This is a genomic window from Bradyrhizobium sp. LA6.1, from assembly GCF_040547805.1.
GTDB lineage: Bacteria > Pseudomonadota > Alphaproteobacteria > Rhizobiales > Xanthobacteraceae > Bradyrhizobium > Bradyrhizobium barranii.
Map to the genome: position 1 here is coordinate 1 of NZ_JBEPQK010000019.1, position 20077 is coordinate 20077.

The following is a 20077-nucleotide window of genomic DNA, read 5'->3' on the forward strand; positions in this document are numbered from 1 at the left end:
TCCACGGGCGGCTCCCTCGTTTCAGGTCATCGATGACCCATCTTGCCACGCAAACCGGCGGAAGGGGGCCGTCCACCCCAACACGAGAGCCCGATGCGGCGCATATCGCACGCGCGGAGGGCGGTAACCGGATCGCAGATCACCACGATCAGTGCGCGGAGAGGATGGTCAGTTTCCGATTCATGAACAACATAATTGGCCTGCGGCAAAATCGCAGGGCGCAGCAGTCAGACGAACCGCTCGGTTCCGGCGCCCAGCGGCGGCTCGCTCTAGTGGAGATGCTTGAGCCAGCGTGACCGAAATCGGCGCCCCATTTCTTTAAGATCAATGCTCATGCCGAGCCAGGTCGGTTTGAGCGAGACCAGCTCTTTCGGCTGCGCTGAGGTCTTGGCAGAAAAGCCGGCGCCCCTGATAAATCCAATCTCGACGTCACGAAGCGCGCCGTCGAGCCGCTGCTGGAACACCGCTTGATATTGTCGGATCGCCTGCTGGTGCTCGCCTGGATATCCCGCTGGATGAATGGCGCTGAGAACGACATTGCCAAGATTTTCGAGATGCGGCCGCGCCCACGCCGTGATCTCGTTCGGCGGCATCTCCAAACGCTCGACGAAATTCTGGATAACCCTGACGGCCTCCGCGATGGCGTCACGGTGAACGGGATCGACAACTGTCGCGATCGTGATCGGCACTCGGCTGTTCAGCCCACCTTGCGCGGCTGCTTCGCTGATAATCCGGTCACGCTCGGCCATGGCGCGCTTGCGTGCGTCATGCATGATGAATGAGAGATTGCGATCGAGGTCGGACTTGGTCGGGGATTCGTACATGACGGAGGCTCAGAAGGTGCCGCGCGTGAAAGCACCATGATCGAGCGTAATCTCTGGCGGTACCTCACCGAGATTGCCAAGCAACTGCTCGACCGCGATCAGAAATCGAGGCAGAGCATTTTGCACCACTTTGACCCTGCCCTCGTCGGTGCGGTCATTGTTGTTGTCGATGTCGTCGATGATCGCGCGCGGGATAGTGACCGAGCATGGCTGGCCCTTGTATCGAACAGGAAAGATAACGTCCCAGCCGACGGGCCGGACCGTGTTGGAGTATTGAAGCTCCAGCTTGCGGCGGCGAACGCCAGCGCCCAGCCCGTGCTCGATGTCCTCCGGAATGAAGGCGACACCGGCGGCTTCGAGGGCGGCGATGATGGCCAGCAAGTTCTTGCGCATGGGCTCGATACGGCCGTTGCCCTCAAAGCTGGCGATGGTGGCGCGGGCGACCTGGGCATTGCGGGCCAAGTCATCTTGGCTCCAACCAAGCAGCGCCCGCGCGGCCGCGCACTGAGTTCCGGAGATGGTATCAACAGGCATGAGCAATCCAGTCATTTTGAATAATGTTATGCAAAATGACTAACTTCATGCAAAAAGTCAATCTAACTCCTCCGCGCTTATAGCCCGCGCCGGCATAGTCCTGATAGTTGCGGAACGACTCGGTGCAACCTAGAGAATCGGAAAGCGCTTAAAGTCAAGGCAACCCAAGAAAAAGAAACAAATTGGCGCAGTCTTGTTCAAACATTACGGCCTGACTACGTGGGAACAAACCCCGAACTGGGGAACTCACGAGGATTGGTCATGAACGCTCCCTTTCCTGGGCCGTGGGCCCAGCTCTCTCAAGCCGACGCCCTCTTGATGGACGTCGCGCGCCGAATTCAATTGAGCCCGACTAAACACGAAATCGCGAAAACCAACTTCCGCGCCCTCTGTGGCCATGTCGACCGGGAGGGCAGTCCGCTCCATAAGAAGGTGCTCGAATGCTATCCGAGCGGCAGCTTCGCCACCGGAACTGCTATCGCATCAAGGGTTGCGAAAAATCAATGATGTCGACGTCGTCATCGAGTTGGACGTCCATCCACACTCCGAGCCCAAGACCATGCTCGGGTTGTTGTTCGAAGCCATCAATGGCCAGCCCGGCAGCCGCTATCATGGCATGGTGACGCAGAACAGTCGCTGCGTCACGGTCAAGTACGAGGACGGTACGACTGTTGATCTCATGCCGGTCGCTCGCCTCGCGGGAGAGCCGGATCGCGCAGGCAACCTTTTCCACTTCAGGAAGGAGTCGGACGAGAGCTTTCATAAAGCCGTCAATCCGTGGGCATTCGCGGACGACTTCAACAAGCGCGTCGAATTCGATCAGGCCTTCTATGACTCATTTAGGGGCCGGCGCCTTCTGGTCGAGGGAACACTCGAAATCAAGGCTGAGACGCAGCCGATGCCCGAACACGTCCCCATCGAAGAGAAGTCGCCGCGCATTGTCGCGCTGCAATTGATCAAGCGCAATCGCGATATCGCCTTTCGGTCGAGCGCTCGCGGCGGAATGCGCAAGCCGCCTTCGGTCGTGTTGGCAGCGATCTCCCTGGATGCGGGTCCCGTAAAGACCAGCCTCATTGACGAGGTGATCAACGTCGCTAACGCCATCCGCGTTCGGTTGCAGCAGAAATTTGGCGCTCGTCGAACAGTCGAGGTTCGAAATCCAGCTTATCATCCCGATGTCTTCACCGACCGCTGGCCGGAGAATGAACAAGCGCAGGACATGTATGATGCTGATCTTCGGCGCCTCATTACCGAGCTCTATCGCCTGCGGAACGATGTGCTAAGCATGGCTGAGAAAAGCGAGCTTCTAAAAAAGTTGTTTGGCGAGTCAGCCGCCGCTTACGCCATCGAGAGCCACCTCGATGCACAACGTCACGAGATGGAGGCTGGCCGGCTCCAAGCTGGACCGCGCGGCAAAATCGCGGCAACCGTCGCAGCGCCTGCGGTGGCGGCCGGCCTCCGAACCTCGCCCGTCCGCGCGGCCACTCGCGAAGGCAGAGGTACGCTGAAAGAATGACCAAATCGATCCAGCAGCAAATTGAGGCCATGACCTTCCAGTGGCCCGATTTCAAGCTGACTGAGCAATACGACCAGAGTGCCACGTGGGAAGGAATTCTGGCGCCAGACAAACGCGAGCATCTTGTTCGCGTGCGCTACCGCATACCGATGGTGCTGGAAGACTATAGCCTTCGAGACGTTCAACCAAAGGTTCAGGTGATCAAACCGAAGCTGGAGCGTCATCTGGATTACGAAGAAGGGCCGATCCCGCACGTCTATCGAAGCGAGATCGACCCATCGCTTCCTTATCTGTGCCTGTTCAGTCCCTCGCTTCGTGAATGGAGCATGGACGACCTCATCGCTGAAACGACGATTTTTTGGGCCAATGAGTGGCTCTATTTCTACGAAGGCTGGCTCGTCACGAAGAAATGGCGAGGTGGCGGCCGTCACCTGACTCCGACCGTCGATGGAGCCAAAGAACTTGAAGCGATCTAGTGGCACTCTTCAGGGCTTACGAGAGCAACTGCCTTGGCCTGATGGAAAGCCATTCCGAATCTTATCGATTGATGGCGGCGGCATTCGTGGCATCTTGCCCGCTGCCATTCTAACAGAACTGGAGAAGCGTTATCTTGGTGGCCAGTCAGCCGGCAGCTACTTTGATTTGATAACCGGGACCTCGACCGGCGGCATTATCGCCTTGGGTCTTTCGATCGGAAAGACTGCTCAATCCATTCTCGATTTATACGTCGACCATGGAGACAAAGTCTTCCCGCCAGTACGTTGGGACATCTTCAAGATGCGACAGCGTTGGCGGTTTCTGCAGGCGCTCCAGCACTATAGATACGAGCCGGAGATCCTTGAAGGCCTTCTCAAATCGGTCTTTGAAGAAAAGACGCTGGGTGAGGCAGAGCGGCGTTTATGCGTTCCATCGTTCGATGGATTTACCGAGGTGAACGTCTTCAAGACCCCACATCATCTCGATTACCGAATGGACTGGAAGGAACAGCTCCTCACCATTGCGATGGCCACCGCCGCAGCACCCGCCTACTTCCCGGTCTACAAAAATGGCGGACGTTTCTTTGCAGATGGCGGCGTCTGGGCCAACAATCCCGTGATGATCGGGCTCGTCGATGCTCTGATCTGTTATCAGCTTGAACGCCGCCAAGTGCACATCCTATCGCTGGGGACAGGCGACAGCGAAATCCGCTTCTCCGAGAACCAGATTTTACACGGCGGTCTTATCGACTGGTATGAGATCATTTCCTCGGCGATGCACCTCCAGAGCCAAAATGCGACTGGGCGAGCAGGGCTGCTCATTGGGCGAGATCAACTGGTGCGCCTAAATGCTCCTCCGATGCCGGACAATCCCATTGGCCTCGACGACTACGATCGTGCGCAGGAGCTGTTGCCGCCGATCGCCGCGCAACTAGTGGACGCGCATGGCCAGATGATCCGGGATCGCTTCCTGCTGGAGAAGGCCGATCCGTATAAGGCGTATCATGGTCCTCGAGCATCCGACGATGCTTCGTCAAAAGCGCCAACCTAACGCGTGTTGCCGCGCGTCATTGGGACTTTGAACCAGATCTACCAGAAGTAACGGAAGCCGCGAGAGAGTATCGAAAACAAGAGCAAGAGTGAGCAAATCAAAAGAGGCACCCGAAGGAGGGGCAGCATAGCGCCGTCGCGCAGCGGCGGGACCCGGGACCGAGTGCAGTCGCGAGCCCGGTTAACAAGGCACCCGCGCGACGGGCAGTGATAGCGGTACCACGAAGCGGCAGCCCTTCGCGCGAGTGCCTCCGGCGAGCGACACATTACATGCACTTGCGCGAGGGATCGAAGCCGAAGGCCGAGACGCAACGCGGCTCGCTTCACGAGAGCCCGGTGCGGCAATAGCCGCACGCGCCCAATCCCAACAAAAATGGAGCCCCACCTGTCACTTGCGCCGGGAAAAATGAAACCCCTTGTAATTAGCCGATACTCGATGCGGGTTCCGCCGACTAGAGATGAGTTGCCAACTCCAGATATCGACAAAATGCATTCGCGAGTTGCATCTGTCGGGGCGTTCTGCATTCCACCTCGAAAAGTCGAGGAGATGCCACGACGACGCAGATGCATTTCGTCCGCGATGTAGCCACGTTCAATCGATTAGCGCTGTAAAGAAACTCCATTCCGCGGGGAGCGTCCAGGTAGCTGGACGTCGTCATCGAATAAATCACGATGGGGGCTTCGCGTCCCTGGAACTTGTCCACCGTCCCGATGCGGGCGCCGGGGATGCGTTCCTGAAGCTCGAACACCTGCGCGTTGTAGGGAGCGATGATCAAGATTTCATCCAATCCGATCTGCGCCTCGGCGCCGTCGCGATTGGTCCAGGCCGTTCCTGCATCTAGGACTTCAAAAACGAGGTCGCGGATCGCGTCGGCCTCCTCCCGCGACGAACTCTGATTGCCTTCATGCGCCACGGGTAGATAGCGCAGACCGGCTCCGCTAATTCTGCCGCTCGAGAGGATCTCCTGGTTCTCCAGGCCAGGATGGGGATGCAGACGACCGTCGTAAAACATTTCGGAGTTGAACGAGCAGATTTGCGGATGCAGGCGCCAGGTCTCGGGAAGAAAGAGCCCTCGGTCGGGAGGCACGGTGGCGTGGGGACCGAGGATGTGGTCCAGAGAGGAGACGTCGACACCGTCGGGATGGCTCCCCTTGATCGGCTGCTCGAGTTGCCGCGGATCGCCCAATAGCACGATGCTCCGCGCGGTCTGCGAAACAGCAAGGACGTTCGCGAGTGACATCTGGGCGGCTTCGTCGATGAACAGAACGTCGACGATCCCCGCCGCGTCGGGTCGGGCCCAGAACCATGCGGTCGCACCTCCGACCATGCAGTCGGAATCCAGCGCATCGAGAAACGCGGCGTTGTCAGTCGTGAAGCGCAAACCCGGCAGATCGTCCTCCTTGTCGGACGGCTTCTGGATGCATTTGATCGGAAGACCCTGTTCGCGGGCAGTGGAGACGACCTCGTCCAGAAGGTTGCGGATGACCTTATGGCTGTTCGCCGTGATCCCGACTTTTTTTCCCTCCTTGGCGAGGGCACAGATCATCCGAGCACCGGTATAAGTCTTTCCTGCCCCCGGGGGTCCCTGTACCGGAAAGATGCTGTTGTCGAGATTGAGCGCTACGCGGATCGCCGCCTGCATGGTCGTCTCGCCGTCCACCTGGAATTGCTGCCCCATCAGTCGCGGAGCCGCCGCCCTCAACAGATCGCGGGCGGCGCGATGTTGGCCCTCCCCGACCATTCCATGGTCGGCCACGTACTCGCCGATCCGCATCAGCGAGTCGGCGAGAACCTGAGTGCCGACGAAACTGTGTGTGAAGACCGCCTCGGGATGCAACGCGGCCGTGTCTCCGCGCTTCTTGACGTCGATCGTGCGGTCGTCGAGCGACATCGCGACGACCCGTCCGAAATCGTCGCCGCCGATGCTGTGCAATTTGTCTCCTACGCGGATGTCAGTGTCTTGCAGCGCAAAGCGATACCGATGGACCGGGGCCTTGGCAGTCCCGCCGACTTGCTGCAGGAACGCCAGTTCCGCGATCCCGTCGCGCTCGTGAAGCAGATCTTCGGCGGACAGGTCTCGAAGCCGGAAGTATTCCCACCAGACGGCCTTGTTCTCCCGCCCGTGCCAATCCAGCATGGACGCCAAAAGCCAGAGCGCCTGCTGCTCGGAGGTTCGTTCCGCGACGTCGTCCGGCACGCCTGCGATTAGACGTTCGACGAGCGCGGCAACCTTCTTGTGCCATTCGTCGAGTTCGGCGCTGACCTCCGACGTCCCCGGCGCCGGCCGGTCGACTATCGCCCCGCCGGCGATGACGTCGGCCCGAACCGACTCGAGCCAATGTCGCAAAGCATCCGTCGAGGAGCAGTCGTCCCGATTGTAGCCCCTGATCGTTTCCTTGTCGCTTTCGGGTATGCCCGCGGCATCCGACAACTCCAGTCGCGCCTGCGTCCGCGCCATCACCGCGCCGACGTCGTCGAGCGGAACGGTTCTGATGAACGAATACAGCGGTTCGAGCTTCTTGATAGAGTAGCTCTCGACGCTGGCTCTAATGGCATGGCGGACGACGGAATAGAGGTCCACGAAAGTTTCGGCGCGCAGCAGGCTGTCGACCTCGTTCTCGCGCGTCGCATATCGGCCCATGAGCCGCTTCATCGCCGCCGGTTCGTAGGGCGCGAAATGGTAGATGTGTAGGTCCGGATGGGTTTTGAGGCGATCGGTCACGAAATCGACGAAACGCTCGAACGCGATCCTTTCTTCCTGACGGTTCGAAGCCCAATCGCCAACGTACCGCGGCTGGCCGCCTTCGTCGGAGTATGTGTATCCGAAGAGGAATTCCAATCCGCCGTCGCTTACGAAGGGATCACCCTCGAAGTCGAAGAATATGTCGCCTTGGGAGGGTTCGGGCAGCCGTGATAGGCCGAAGCCCGCGATCGGCGGCAAGGTTTCGTAGAGGACCGTGCCGCTCTCGCGTCCTTCCACCTGTATGCGGGCCTGCTCGCGGACCTTCTCGAAGCTTTTGACGTTTCCTCGTTCGGGTCTCCACTGCAGCGGTAATGGCAGGGCGGCGAGCGCAGCCATTGTCTCCACCCCATTCCTCTCCAGTTCGCCCATCTGCGATTTGCTGATGCCGGCGATGAGCGACATGTGATCGTCCGCCCTCCTTCGCTCGTCGCAGTGCCGCCGCCACCGGCATATCTCGCAGTGGTCGATGGGCTCGGGATAGACGGAGCTCGAGAGCGGTCCCGACACGGCCTCCTCCAGGCTGCGGCGGACATGCCGGTAGTAGGCGGCATAATCGGCGACCCGGTACGTCTCCGGCATGAAATTGGTACCGGGCGTGACGACCAGCGCGGACGTCGGCTCAGCCTGTTGGATTTCGGACAACAGGTCCGAATAGAGCGATATCTGAAGGATCGTGCTGCCCTTCGTCTGTCGCGCGAGCTTGGTGTCGATGACTTCGTACGACCAGGCGCCGAAGCGGCTCGGCGTTTCGACTCTCGTGAGGATGTCCGCGCGGCCGTTCCAGCGTCCTGCCTGCAACGCGCCCTGGACGATAATCGCGTCTCCGCGGGCCATGGCCGCGCTGGTGGCCGCGAGCGAATTGGCGTCGACGCCGACGCCTTCCACGACCGTCGCGGCTCGACCGTCGGCCTTGAGGTGCTCGACGAATTCACGTTCGTGCAGCCTCCCCCGCTCGGCCAGCACTTCGAGCACCGGATCCCAGATCTTGGGCTTATCCAACTCGCCGTCGACGACCATGAGGTCGAGCGATGTCAGATAGCGACAGTTCAGATGCCCCACCAGATCGCCGGCACTGAGGTTAAGCGTTCCCGCGACTTTGTACATTTTTCCCCCGCTCGTTGGAGCGCGTCACTGGAGTCCGCTGTCGCTTCCCGGACCGTGTGCCTGGCACACGGTCCGCGCCATGCCGATGATGCAGGCTATCGCTGCGGCGTTCTGTCTGGCCCACAAGGCCTTGGCCAAGGATTGCGGGACCTGATCCCGGAACTTGCCGGCCGCCACGTTCTCAACGAACGCCGCTAGCCCGATGGGATCCACGTCCTCCGCATCTGCCAGGAGCTTCAACTTCGCCGAAGCATCGAACACGTTGGTCTCAGAAAGTGTAAGACCCAGGTCGTGGACTTCACCCGGAATTCCAACCATCGCGGCGGCGGCTCCGAAGACGGCGGTCGCCTGGGACCCCCGCCACAGAAAGACGTGAAGGTTCTTCTCCTCCTGTACGCAGGTCGTCGTCTCAAGACCGAGAGACCGGAACATCTCTCTTCCTTCGGCCAGCAGCGAACGCCCCTTGTCGTCGAGATAAGGCGGCATGTCCGACGCCAGGTAGACCTGCCGCATCTCCGCCGCCAATCGATCGTGGAGGCGCTCTCCGTTGGCCCGCTCGAACCGGGGCACTACACCTCCTGGATGCGGCGCCACGAACAGAGTGTTCGTCTTCTCGTCGAGATCCTGCACGATCCAGCGTTGGCCGGCGAAGACGACCAGGCTGTCCTTATGGACGGGAAATGAAATCGGGAGAGTCCCGAGCGTCCGCCCTCCGACCGTGAGGCGCCATTCGTCAGGAGACTCGAAGACGGCGAAGAAATTGCGCGATTGGACGATCCGTTCGCCCTCCTTCCCGAGCATGATGGTGCCGTCGCTCGCTTGCTCGACGAACTTGACCGCCTCCGAAGACAGGTGCCGGAGCAGATCGGCGAACTCGGTCACCGAGATCGAGGCGAAGGGACCCGGGCCGCACAATAAATCGTACATCGGTCGAGCCCTTATGCCGCCGCGTTCCGCGATAACCGACAGGATCTGGTGTATGAGCGTCGACGCCGTTTCGGGCACCTCGCCGGCCGGTTCGACGAACCTCTCCAGGAGCAGCCGCACGACGGCGACCGACCGTATCGTGTTGGACCGAAGCTTATCCAACATGCCGGAGTCCTGATCGATGTTGGGTTCGCGCACGTAGACCCGCAGGATAGAAGGCGTGCCGCGCCGGCGCCCCGTGCGTCCGAGCCTCTGCTTCAGCGACGATAGCGATCTGGGCGACCCGATCTGGGCGACCGACTTCACGGATCCAATGTCGACGCCGAGTTCCAAGGTCGACGTGCAGATCGCGGTCGTCGGAAGCCTCGCGTCCTTCAAGCGGTCTTCGAGATCCTCGCGCAAGGTCTTCGAGAGGCTGCCGTGATGGGGGAAGAATTCGTTCGGGACCTTCGCCGTTTCGCAACGCCTCCTCAATCTGTCCGCTGCGGACTCAACCGTGCGGCGCGATCCACCGAAGACGAGATTGTTCGTCCCGCGGAGCGTGGCGAACAGATGATCTGCGATGTCGTCCAGCGCGATCCTTCTCGGCGTCTCTTCCGCACCGGAGGCACCTTCGGCATGATCGGGATCGTCGAGCTCGGGCGGCTCGACATATCCGCGTATCTGAAGCCTGAGCTCCGGCGAATCGGATTTCGCCTCGAGGATCTCGACCGAGTGCGGTACAGCAGGACGCAGCCAAGCGGCGGCCTGCGGAAGATCGCCGATGGTCGCGGACAGCCCGACGCGCCGCGCGGCTTTTTTCGACATCGCATCGATGCGGCGCAGCAGGCTCGCCACATGAAGTCCCCTCGGCCCCTGGAGGAAGGAATGGAGCTCGTCGATCACGATGAACGCGGCCGTCGACAGCAACCGCGCGGCGTCGGCCGGTCGGCGGGTGAACATGGCTTCGATCGACTCGGGCGTGATCAGGGCGATGCCCTGCGGCCTGACCAAGGCCCGCTTCTTGTCGGCCTGCGGCGCATCCCCGTGCCATTTCACGACAGGAATGCCCATGTTTTCGCACAATTCGTCCAGGCGCTTGAACTGGTCATTGATCAGCGCCTTTAGAGGGCTGACGTAGAGGACGGAAAAGCCCGGTTCTTTGCGCTCCGCCACCTTGGTGAGGATAGGCAGGAAAGCCGCTTCCGTCTTTCCGGCCGCGGTCGTCGCCGCGATCAGGATGTCACGATCGCCGTCCAGCACCGCATTCACGGTGCGAGCTTGGATCTCCCTCAGTTCGTCCCAACCTTGATCTCTGATCCAGCGACGGATCGTCGGATGAAGCTTGTCGTAGGCTTCTTCAAGGGTTGAGTCGGAGGCTGGTGAGCTCATCGCCGTCTCCGCTAACATCGGCGTCCGCCGAAACTTCCGGTGCGTCCGGTGCGATCGGCATGCGATCCAGAAGATCTTCCCAGCGCGCACCCGGATTCTGTTCGAGCACCGACAGCATGTGAACGAACGCCTTCACTGTCGAACGCGGGGTCCTAAAATATGCCTCTCCGATCTTTCGATCGCAGTGTTCCATGAAACCGGTAAGGGCCTCGTCGGGTATCAGATATTTCGACGGGTCTCCGCTTGCGAACACCATCCTGATGTTGCCTAGCAGCACCAGCAAATCCTCGGGCGTCAGACTCTGGAGCCGGATGACCGGTCCCGAAAGATCGACGAGACCGCCGTGGGCGAAGGTATTCTCCGCCAACCGCGATTGAAGCGCTTCGTAGCTGAACAAGCCGCGGCGGGTATCGAACAGAAATTCGGGTGTCCCGCACATGACGAATCCGATGCCGGACGTGGTGCCCTGCAGCGAGTCGTTCACGATGTCCAGGATCTGCTCGTAGTTCTGCTTCCGTGCCTGGGAGTTCTGTAGCTTGTAGATGTTGGCCATTTCGTCGAACATCACAACCAGACCCGCGTAGCCCGCGACCTTCACGAGGCATGCCAGTGATTTCAGCGAGTCGTAGACGTTCTCGTCGTCGATGATCGTCCGAACTCCGAGATCCTTCTTCGCATCCGTCTTGGTCGTATATTCGCCGCGTAGCCATCGGATCGCACATTGCTTGAGAGCATCGTTCGATTCCTCGCTGCCCCGCCAGTACGCCTTCAGGACGGTGGCGAAGTCGTACCCGCCGGCGAAACCGGTGATCGGCGCGAGCTTCTCGTCGATGACCTTCTCGATCGGTATGCCCTTCTCGCCGCCTTCCTTAGCGGCGTCGGTCACCAGCCTTTCGATCACGTTCTGGAGCGCGCCACCTTCGGGCTTGTTCCGCGTGGCCATGTTGTTCACGGCTTCGGAATAGAGCGCACGTGCCTGGCCGCCGCTCGCGTGGATACGCCTGTTGGGCGACAGATCGGCGTGCATGGTCACGCATTTTCGCTCGAGCGCGATAAGACGCACGATGCTCGCGAAGAACGTCTTTCCCGCACCGTATTCGCCGATAATGAATCTCACCGCGGCTCCGGAGTCTGCTATCCGGTCGATGTCGCGCAGCAGGGCTGCGATCTCTCCGGCGCGCCCCACCTGGATGTGCGCCAGACCCAGGCGAGGCACCACGCCGGCCGATAGGGCCTGAATGATCGTATCGCGCTCCTTGGGCCGGATCGTCTTGGCGGATTTGCTCATGCGGCCTTGTCCTTCATCTCGGCGATTTTCCCTCGAAGATGCGGCGTGACGACGACTTCATAGCCGTCCTCGATCAGCGCATCATCGAAGCGATCGAACGACCAGTCGTTGATCCGTTCGATGGCGCCATCCGGCAACAGGCGCATCTCCTTTGCGTGTCGGTCGAATTCGGTCCGCGTCATCGACCCGCGAAGCTCCAGGAGCTCCACCAGTTCGGTGTGCGGCCCGTCGAGTCCGTCCAGAGCGGCCTGTTCGGGAGGAGCTTGTTGCGGCTGGACGACGTCTTCGGCGAAGATATCCGAAAGGAGAGCCGACACCGCCTCCGTTTCCCTCCGCGTTCGTTCCAGTCGCGCGGTATCGATGGACATTCCCCTAGCGGCAACGGCAGGAGGAATCGACGACGGCGCTTCCTTCGGTAGCGGTACCCCTACGGCCCGGTCCTCGCCGCTAATGGGTACGGGATCGTCGGCCTGTCTTGCGGCAGCGCTATGGAGTCCAGAGTACACACGCTCCTTCGGCAGCCCGAGCGACTTGTGAAGGCGTTCCAGGAATTTCACTTCGCCGGCGTCAACGTTTCCGCTTCCGCCGATCACTGCTATGGCCGCGTCCGCGATGGCCTGGCGTTCGCCTTCGGTGGTATCGGCGAGCTTCCGCATCACCCTCGCCTGCTTCGGCGGGTTGTTGAACGTTGTCACCGCGAAAGCGATCAGCCGCGCCTGCTCGACTCCGGACAGATCGGTGGCGGAGCGAATCCGCGCGATCGTGCGCTGGAGCTCCTCGTAGGATGCATCTCCATCCGCCGCAGCCGCCAGCACCGCGACCTCGACTTGCGCCCTTACGGCTCGGAAAGATGCCCTGGCGGGATCGACAGGGCCGCCGTTCGGAGCTCTGAACACGAACACCTGCTCATCGGCGCGTGGGACGCTGCTTCCGTATCGGCGGTCGGGCTCGATGGCGACCCCGATCGAATCCAGCGCGCAGCCGAGTTCGTCGGCGGCCGCGGCCGAAATCTTTCCGTCCGCGGGCACTTCGATGCCCGCCATTTCCAACAGCACCTGTGCCGTGCTGCTTCCGCGTCCGTGATTCCCCACAACGGCTTCGATCCGGTGCCGGAAATCGACGATCGCGCCCGTGGTCGTGCTTTGTTGCAGATCGGCGGGCAGCAATTTCGCTGCGGCCATCGAATTCCTGGCCGAAGGTTTTCGGCCGACGAAGCGGCTGAATGAGTCCAACTCGTCGGTGCAATCGGTCACCAGCTTCTGCAGTCCGGACAACGGTTTCGTCACCCGGGCCACGTCGATGTGCTGCTCGTGCGATCCACTGACCGCCACGTCGAACGCGCCGCTCGCCGCCCGGTAGCGCAGGGAGATCCGATCTTTGCCGCTCACCGGAAGGCCCGCGGGATAGATCCGCTCGAACCGCAACCGCCACAACGAGACGAACTCGTCGAAGCAACGGACCGCAGGCGTCCTAAGATACGTGTCCGGCATCGCAAGAACCCAGCGTAGGGCGTCTTCGGCCGACAACGCCGGCGCTTCGTCGAGGCGGCTTCCGAGGTAGAGACGGGTCGGTAAGTACATCTCGGGTCCACCGCGCCGCTCCGGAGAGAGTGCGCCCACCTCAAGGCGTTCGCCCCGGGCCAGTCGGGCGAAGTCGAGGAAATTGCTCGCGTAGCCGTGGAACGAGTTGTTGGCGCCGTAGATCGCCAGAAGTCTCTCGACCTCTCGGATGAGCAGGGGTGCATCGTCTCCTCCCTCAAGGAACAGCCGATGTTCGAGGCCATACAGGAAGATAAAGACCAGCCCGATGCCGTAGGAAGGATCCCGCCTGCCTCCGGCCATCCAATCGAGGAAGGCGCGACGGGCCTCAGGAGAGATGTCAGCGTAGGACGGCCAGTACGGCATCGAGCGGCCCTCCACGTCGGCCGCGCCAGAGGCCGAGAGTTTCGGGTTGATGGCGTATTGGCGCGTGGCGCTCCCCGCGAGCGCGAGCCAATCCCCGTAGTAGAACATGCCGCCTGAAAGCGCGGCAGTGCCGAACTTCACAGTTTCACCGCTTCGGATCCACCTGGCCGGAGGGGAGCGTTCGACCCGTGTGGAAGGAGCCCCTGGAGCGCGGGTCCGCCAAACGGTATCCAGAAGCGGTGGCCTGACACCGGTCGGATCAATTCGTTTCGTCGACCTGGCGCGGGCGATGAGGAACGCGATGGCGATCAGTGCGCAAATCAGGGCTATGACGCCTATCGCCTCCGCATTCTCGACCGCAAAGCGGTAGGCGGCCGACACCACGGCGGCCAAAGCGCCGAACAAAATCAATGGGATCGTTCCACCCGACGAATTGCCCCGTCGCCTAGCCATGAAAATCCGTGAGATAATATCGCCGGTCCCGGCCCGTCTAATGGGGCGACATTCGCACGACACACAACCGTAGGGAAAGGGCTAGGCCTCGATATTTCGGAGGGATTTCGACGCCCGACTGAGAAACCGATCTCACCGGACAGGCGAACCTCAAGCGCTCGCCTTGCCCGGCGGCAACGTCAGTGCCTCGGCAAAGGAGCGGCCGCCGCCCAAGTCGAACTCATGGAGGCGGCCCTGCCGAACGCGTTCTGACGCTTGCTGAGAGAGGAGGCGAAGACGTTCGGCGCCGCGACGAAGAGGTAAGTGCCGCCGCTTCCGTCGGTATGAGCGACGCGGATCGCCAACGCGGAAGCCATGCCAAAGCTTACAGGCGTGGCCGATGGTCACCAAATAAAACCTCGTGGCCGTGCCTTGTTCGTCCAATTCGGGCTCAACCACCAGATTCTGCAAGATTCCCTTGGCGGCAATACTCGTCGCATAGCCCTCGATCGCCGCCTGGCTGTGCGGCGTCTTGCGCGCACTGTTCGGGGACTTTTTGAGCTTTTGGAGCAGAATGAAAACCTCCGTCCCTTTCGCGGGAATGATTTCGATTGATTTGGCCGACATGATCATTCTTCCTTTTGCTTCCATCGGTGCAGCGCGCACTCCACGCCTGCACCCCTGCCCATCGGCGAGACCGGGGGCAGCATCCAGATCGAGCTTTTCCTCAAACCGGTAGTGCCGGATGCGAAATTTGCCGTAACGCATTGTGACCCCCTCAAGAACGAGAAACCGGAAACGCCCCGCGAGCAGCATCTGCATGACCGGCCCGAGGGCATCCGCCGTCATGGAAAAACCTCCGGTGAGCGTGCCTCCATGGAGATCCAGGTACCCAACACCGAGCGGACGCTGCTCAGCCTTCGCTTCGACCCGGGATGGCGGCACATCGGGCATGAAGGTCAGCTCTGCCATTGCCGCCTTGGCTTTGACTTTCGTGGGTAGCAGTACCTCAGCTCGAATCTGCATATAGCGAAAGTCGCCGAAGGGGCGATCGTCGTAACGGGGATCGTTCAAACCGAAGCTATAGCTCCAGTCCCAATTCTTGATTTCAAGGATGTAGCATGAAACGGCGTCTTCCGGCCGGACACGGCGCTTTGCGCGCATGCATTCTTCTCCGTCGCTAGCCGAGGCGCGGGTCCTTGCAGTTGTTCGACGGGGAGAATTCCGCAGGCACCCGCTCTTTGCCCCATATCTTGTTGCCGGCTCTACGCGGATTGGCCCTGAAATGCTCATTCCTTTCCTCGAAGTACCGGTCGATTGCTGCCTTCACCTCGTCCGCCGACTGATAGTTGCTATTATGGATGATCGCGCGGGCCATGCCGTGCCGCGACGCCAGTTTCTCGATGAGGCTGCCGTTACTCGGTTCAGCGAGCTCCGCCGCTCATCCTTTTGTCCGTCCGATGCGGGCCTCCCGGCGGGTACTGTGGGGTGATTGAAACAGGCTTGGTCCAGGTGCACTGATCTCGATATCTACAAAGTGCCACTGCTGCGTTCGCTCGCGGGAATTGCCAATATTGGCGATATTTGCCCGCCCAGGTCGCCGCCGCAGCATATTATGGCTTGCCAATGAATCGGTATCTGCCGCAAGCAACGCATTAACCCGCTTGCGCACATCTGGCTCGAGCAACGACTGGGCAACCCCGGCAACCACCTGATGCCATTCGTCACCTCTCGCCTTCGCACCGTCAATCTGGAAGCAGCTCAGGATCGCGCCACATACAAAGGTCGCGAGAGCGAATATCAGCTTCGTCAAGAGTCTCCCATTGGATAGAACGATTTGAAGCAATCGCGTAGACAACGCTACAGCTTGTGCGGTGAGCCTCGATAACCCTCGGTATCGGCGTAAATGAAAAACGCTCTCGCTTTGTCAAGGCATTCCTGGTTCGTCAAAATGTCCTTGTTATCCGGCCTGTTGGGAAACTTCCAGTCACGAGAAACGGGATCAAGGTTCATGACATCGAACTTGGCGGCACCATCTTGAAAGATCTTCAGTGCAGGATCGGTGCATAGAAATGACGTGATGGACGGAGAAAAATCGGGCTTGCCATTGTCCGGAATAAAGAACGCGCCACTCACGATGGTCGGATCCTTATCGTTGGTTGCCTTTGCAGCAATGATATTCTTGCTGAAGGCAAGGTTGGCATCATTTAGCTTCTCGAATTCATCGAGCTGAATTTCAGATCCCGCGATGGGAATCGGTGCTCCCGGCAGGCTCGGTACGGGCTTGCCTTGCCAATCCATGATGGCGTTGCCGCGCGAGTCCACCCCTGGTGTGCGGTTGGCCAGATTGTACATCAGGTTACCGATCTTGTAGGCGGTGAAGTCGTTTTGCAGATAGACGATTTGCCTGACGCCGGCGAGCGACATCACGCCTGAGCACTGCGCGCAGGATTCCAGCGACGTATAGAGCGTGACGTCGTTAAGCGAGGCGAGGTGTGGCTTGTCGCTGAGCTTCTTTCCGGTCTTCCAGCCGTCGAACACATCGGTGAGGCTGAACAGCCGACGCACCATGCGCGACTCCGCATGTTCGGCCGAGCTTCGGAAGAAGTCGTTGTGGTTGAAGTCGAAGTCGATGATCTCGCCATTGCCGTCGACCGCGATGCAGGCGATGTTGTGGCCGAGATAGCGATCCCAGTTGACGCGAAGCCCGCCGGGATTGGCCATCATCTCGCCGCGATAGCGCTGCGGCTTTTCCGGCAACTGGGGACGATCAAGCTGCGCCTGACGCAGCGGATAGGTGCCGAGCGGGCCCTTCTTGTTGCCGTTCCAGAACCGCACGATCAGCTTCATCAGGAGGTAGCAGAAGATCTTGTGCCGGTCCCTCATCGCGGGATCGCCGAGCTCTGGCGCATCGTGCCGTAGTCCGGTGGTGACATCGACGAGGTCGCCGAGTTGCCGGTTCCAGTTGTCGACGAGGGGCTGTTGCGTGTCGAACCCGGGCGGAGGCGCCAGCAGCGACTGCGCCGACGCCGGCGCCGACACGGCTGCTGCGCCGAGCGCGCCCGCGACCGCCGTCGTGGTCGCGATGAAATCGCGCCGGTTGACTTTGTTGTCATCGTTCATCGCGAGGCTCCCTGCATTCGAGACCGCGAAGCAGACCGTGCTTGCCCCAGCGCGGCACCCTGCCGTCTCAATCGATGAAATAGAACGGGTTCGGCAGCTTGAAGCCGCATTCGGCAAAGCCGCCATCGATGTCGCTTTGCTGATCGCCGATCGTGGCGATGATGGTGTAGCCTTCGGTGGCGATCCTGGCACGTGCGCCGCTCTTGAACGGCACGATTGAGCCACGGTCAGTGTCGGGACGGGTGACGAGCCTGGTCCAGCCCTCGTAGCCGGCGCGATCCAGATTGATCAGGGTCGCGTCACGCTGGCCGGTGGTGCGGCCGGTGATGAAGAAGACCGAGATGTTGCGCGCGCGCATCGCGTTGAACAGGGTTCGCGTCGGTTCGATGGCCGGTGCCACCGCCATGTGGATCCATTCGTCGAAGCCGCACGCCATGTTCGGCTCCTGCGTGCAGGGACCGCTCTTGATGAAGCCGAAATTGTTCTCCTTGATGTTCTCCCAGTTGGTGAGCGACGTCTCGTCGATATCGAGCACCACGGCGGGCATCTTGACCTGGTCGGCGCGGCGCTCGACATAGGCGCGCGCGTCAGCGATGACCAGCGCGACGTCGTCGACATAATTGCCGGCCTGATAGGCCAGCAACTGCTTCTTGTGCTTGTCGATATTGGTGATCGGCTGTGCCGGCTCCGGAAGCCGCGGCTCGCGTGGCGCTGGGCAATCGGCGGCACGAACGGCCGCCGGGCCGAACGTCGTAAGCGCTGCTATGAGAGCAGTCACGGCAAGCGCGGCTCTGAGCCGGCCGGAATGCGCTCCGGCGCTACGTCGTACGGCATTCACATCTAAATCATGCATGCTACTAAGCCGTCTTGCTGCCGCGTCATTGGGCCGGGAAGTTCTTGACGATATCGTCGGCCGTTCGCAGGCACAGTGCCGCGAGCGTCAAGGTTGGATTTGCGGTCGCAACCGTCGGGAAACTGCCGCTGCCGACCAGATAGAGATTCTTGTGATCCCATGAGCGCTGCATGTCATCCACCACCGAATCGTTCGCGCTGGTGCCCATGCGGTGGGTGCCGACCAAATGTCCGGCGCCGTAATATTTGATGCGCTCCGTGCTGCCTTGCGGCCATTCGAAAGTACTGGGATCGTCGGCGTTGGGCTTCGTGGTGAACTCGTCGGCTCCCATGTTCTTGAAAATTGCTGATGCGGTGTCCTTCGCCGCGGCCAGCCCCTGCTTGGTGTATTCGGACAGGTTGTAGCTGATCTGCGGACGCTGCAGGCCGAGATGGTCCATGAACTGGTCCGATACGGTCACCTTGTTGCCGGCATCAGGCGATTGCTCGATCAGGAAGCCGAGACGGAATTGACGCGAAAGTTTGTCGTTGAGGGCGGCTGTCAGCTCACTGCCGAACAACGCTTTCGGTTCGCCCTTCTTGGGGTCGTCGGACTTGCCCCCATTGAGACCGCTGAAATTGATCCCGTTAACGAAATCGACGGTGGTCGTGTTGGGGTCGCCGAGCGCGAAGTTCCACCCTTCGTTCCCGATTTCGACACGGAACGCGCCGCGGTCGCGGCGGAACGCGCCGTCGCGACAGATCTCGATGCCCGCCGTCGACAGCGGTCCGCGATATCCCCACACCGGCTTCGGCGCAAGCGCCCAGGCCAGATAGAGCGGATGGTCCATCAGATATTTGCCGACGAAGCCCTTGCCGTCCTTGCGGTTCGCCACGCCGTCGGGGGAACGCTCGCTCTTCGACATCAGGAGCAGTCGCGGCGTCTCAATGGCATTGCCGGCCAGGATATAGACCTTCTTGTTTCCGGTCACGCTGCCGCGCTCCACTGGAGGTCCCTTTTCGTCCTGATAGCGGATCCATTCGATGCCACTGACGCGACGGCTCTCATCGACCTGGACCTTTGAGGCGACGGTCTTGTACATGATATCGACACGGCCGGTGCGCAGCGCGTCGGCCAGCGTGACGCTGGGATCGTATTTGGCCTGGATCGGGCAGATAGGAATGCAGTTGGTATTGCCGGCGCAAACCCGGCGGTTCTGATAGGGCTGCGAGTTGCGGGCAGCCGGCGTGCTCGCCACCGCCCATTTGACGTCGTCGAGTCCGTGACCGGAGATCTTCAGGCCGGACAACCCGGCTTCGACCGCAGCGTCGACCTTCGACATCACAATCTTCGGCATCGGATAGGAGTAACCCGAGCTGAAGCTGATATCGAGATAGGACTGATCCGCGACATCGGCAGAGACGCCGATCTCCCGCTCGGCCTTGCCGTACCACTCTTCCAGATGACTGTATTTGATCGGCCAGTCGACGAAGCGGTTGTACCGCGTCTTCATCTCGAAGTCGCTTGGCAGGAAGCGCAGGCTGGTTCCGAGCCAATGCCGAGACGTGCCGCCATTGATGCGCTCATAGGTACTGGCAAACGGGAGCGGTCCCTGCTGGATCAAATAGGACTGCTTGGGATCCTGCCAATCGCCAAATCTGTATCTTGCTCCCAGGCTGAGCACGGTCGGACGACCGACATTCACGGTACTGGGATCGACCAGGCCGTTGGCGTCGAACAGCTCCGGCGGATACGGGCTCTCGGGCACTTTCGCGGTCGCGTTGAGGAAGCGATTCATGTAGCCGTTGATATCGGGCGGCAGTTGCTCGCCCGCCTCGAGAATCAGAACTTTCTTGCCGGCGGTCGCCAGCACCTTGGCGATGAGCGCTCCTGCTATGCCCGAGCCAACAATCACGACATCGGGGTCCGGCATTCTTGCGGCACACATGGTC

General features: G+C 60.7%; 15 protein-coding genes and 2 pseudogenes. 4 read left to right on the forward strand and 13 right to left on the reverse strand.

The window, feature by feature from the left end:
- Nucleotides 1-269: 269 nt before the first annotated feature.
- Together ABIB99_RS34505 and ABIB99_RS34510 are read right to left on the reverse strand one after the other, a co-directional pair.
- Nucleotides 270-749 (reverse strand): hypothetical protein, encoded by a 480-nt coding sequence (locus ABIB99_RS34505; protein ID WP_354179922.1) that lies wholly within the window; start codon nt 747-749, stop codon nt 270-272.
- An 84-nt stretch (nt 750-833) separates the two neighbouring features.
- Nucleotides 834-1358, reverse strand: coding sequence for a helix-turn-helix domain-containing protein (locus ABIB99_RS34510; RefSeq protein ID WP_354179924.1), 525 nt, complete (start codon nt 1356-1358; stop codon nt 834-836).
- Between the two features lie 261 nt (nt 1359-1619).
- Between ABIB99_RS34510 and ABIB99_RS34515 the strand changes: the two genes are divergently transcribed.
- From ABIB99_RS34515 to ABIB99_RS34530, 4 genes are read left to right on the forward strand one after another with little or no spacing between them, the layout of a single operon-like run.
- A complete protein-coding gene (locus ABIB99_RS34515; RefSeq protein ID WP_354179926.1) occupies nt 1620-1865 on the forward strand; it encodes a hypothetical protein in 246 nt (81 codons plus the stop codon).
- Entirely contained in the window at nt 1849-2874 is a 1026-nt protein-coding gene (locus ABIB99_RS34520) for a nucleotidyltransferase family protein (RefSeq protein WP_354179928.1), read from the forward strand. The genes ABIB99_RS34515 and ABIB99_RS34520 overlap by 17 nt, the downstream gene beginning before the upstream one ends.
- On the forward strand, nt 2871-3350 hold the full coding sequence (locus tag ABIB99_RS34525) for a type II CBASS E2 protein (protein ID WP_354179930.1): 480 nt from the start codon (nt 2871-2873) through the stop codon (nt 3348-3350). Before ABIB99_RS34520 ends, ABIB99_RS34525 begins: the two co-directional genes overlap by 4 nt.
- Nucleotides 3337-4401 (forward strand): CBASS cGAMP-activated phospholipase, encoded by a 1065-nt coding sequence (locus tag ABIB99_RS34530; protein WP_354179932.1) that lies wholly within the window; start codon nt 3337-3339, stop codon nt 4399-4401. Before ABIB99_RS34525 ends, ABIB99_RS34530 begins: the two co-directional genes overlap by 14 nt.
- Before the next feature lie 451 nt (nt 4402-4852).
- Here the strand turns inward: ABIB99_RS34530 and ABIB99_RS34535 are convergent, their stop codons facing one another.
- From ABIB99_RS34535 to ABIB99_RS34585, 11 genes and pseudogenes are all read right to left on the reverse strand, one after another.
- Nucleotides 4853-8248 carry a TM0106 family RecB-like putative nuclease gene (locus ABIB99_RS34535; RefSeq protein WP_354179935.1) on the reverse strand — a complete coding sequence of 1132 codons (3396 nt, stop codon included), beginning with the start codon at nt 8246-8248 and terminating at the stop codon, nt 4853-4855.
- A 24-nt stretch (nt 8249-8272) separates the two neighbouring features.
- Nucleotides 8273-10546: a DEAD/DEAH box helicase gene (locus ABIB99_RS34540; protein ID WP_354179937.1), complete on the reverse strand. Its 2274-nt coding sequence runs from the start codon at nt 10544-10546 to the stop codon at nt 8273-8275.
- The gene (locus ABIB99_RS34545; RefSeq protein ID WP_354179939.1) at nt 10515-11834 is read right to left on the reverse strand and encodes an ATP-binding protein; all 1320 of its coding nucleotides are present in this window, start codon (nt 11832-11834) and stop codon (nt 10515-10517) included. The genes ABIB99_RS34540 and ABIB99_RS34545 overlap by 32 nt, the downstream gene beginning before the upstream one ends.
- Complete coding sequence (locus ABIB99_RS34550) at nt 11831-14149, reverse strand: tellurite resistance TerB family protein (protein WP_354179941.1); 2319 nt, start codon at nt 14147-14149, stop codon at nt 11831-11833. Before ABIB99_RS34550 ends, ABIB99_RS34545 begins: the two co-directional genes overlap by 4 nt.
- A 384-nt stretch (nt 14150-14533) precedes the next feature.
- Nucleotides 14534-14797: pseudogene (locus tag ABIB99_RS34555) on the reverse strand (ParB N-terminal domain-containing protein); the annotation flags it as partial.
- A 553-nt stretch (nt 14798-15350) separates the two neighbouring features.
- On the reverse strand, nt 15351-15548 hold the full coding sequence (locus ABIB99_RS34560) for a hypothetical protein (RefSeq protein WP_354179943.1): 198 nt from the start codon (nt 15546-15548) through the stop codon (nt 15351-15353).
- A gap of 63 nt (nt 15549-15611) precedes the next feature.
- Nucleotides 15612-15983, reverse strand: coding sequence for a phospholipase C/P1 nuclease family protein (locus ABIB99_RS34565; protein WP_354179945.1), 372 nt, complete (start codon nt 15981-15983; stop codon nt 15612-15614).
- Nucleotides 15984-16030: 47 nt separating this feature from the next.
- Entirely contained in the window at nt 16031-17020 is a 990-nt protein-coding gene (locus tag ABIB99_RS34570) for a cytidine/deoxycytidylate deaminase family protein (RefSeq protein ID WP_354180133.1), read from the reverse strand.
- 198 nt (nt 17021-17218) lie between these two features.
- Nucleotides 17219-17419: pseudogene (locus ABIB99_RS34575) on the reverse strand (twin-arginine translocation signal domain-containing protein); the annotation flags it as partial.
- Nucleotides 17361-18071, reverse strand: coding sequence for an HAD family acid phosphatase (locus ABIB99_RS34580; protein WP_354179947.1), 711 nt, complete (start codon nt 18069-18071; stop codon nt 17361-17363). The pseudogene ABIB99_RS34575 and the gene ABIB99_RS34580, both read right to left, overlap by 59 nt.
- A gap of 100 nt (nt 18072-18171) precedes the next feature.
- Nucleotides 18172-20073, reverse strand: a complete 1902-nt coding sequence (locus tag ABIB99_RS34585; protein WP_354179949.1) for a GMC family oxidoreductase — start codon at nt 20071-20073, stop codon at nt 18172-18174.
- Between the last annotated feature and the right edge of the window lie 4 nt (nt 20074-20077).